This is a genomic window from Oleiphilus sp. HI0067, from assembly GCF_001635735.1.
This window is the reverse complement of sequence record NZ_LWFI01000713.1, coordinates 1-486: the sequence shown is the minus strand read 5'-3', so window position 1 is coordinate 486 and position 486 is coordinate 1. Positions and strand designations below refer to the sequence as shown.

General features: G+C 45.9%; 1 protein-coding gene. It reads left to right on the top strand.

What is annotated here, in order from left to right; all coding sequences use genetic code 11:
- Positions 1–311 (top strand): TOBE domain-containing protein (locus tag A3739_RS07940; RefSeq protein ID WP_156502460.1); only part of this gene is annotated, 311 nt, incomplete at its 5' end.
- Positions 312–486: the final 175 nt, after the last annotated feature.

Sequence of the window (486 nt, the reverse complement as noted above, 5' to 3'; positions counted from 1 at the left end):
TTCATGCCTCGCATGGTGTGGTAGGTAGTTTGGGTATGCCAATGGCCTACGCAGTCAGACCTGAGAAAATCCAAATTAAGCGCCGTGCCCCGGATCAGCCTTATAACTGGGCGAAGGGTGCGATTAAAGATATTGCTTATCTTGGAAGCCATTCGATTTATCATGTTGAACTAGCAAACGAAAAAATTGTACTCGTATCAATGGCCAACAGTGATCGTTGGTCAGAAGTTGATGATGGTCCTCGCCTCAGTTGGGAAGATGAGGTGTATGTATACTGGGCTGACGATAGCGGAGTTATGCTGAACTCATGAATATCGCCCAAGTATTTACCCAAACACTGAAACAATCGGGCAAGAAACTGGTCGTTCTGTTACCGTTTTCTTGGCTGCTTGTCTTCTTCTTAATTCCCTTTCTGATTGTTCTCCAGATCTCTTTTAGTGAGTCGCGCATAGCGCAGCCGCCGTTTACGGACCTCACTAGTTTTGT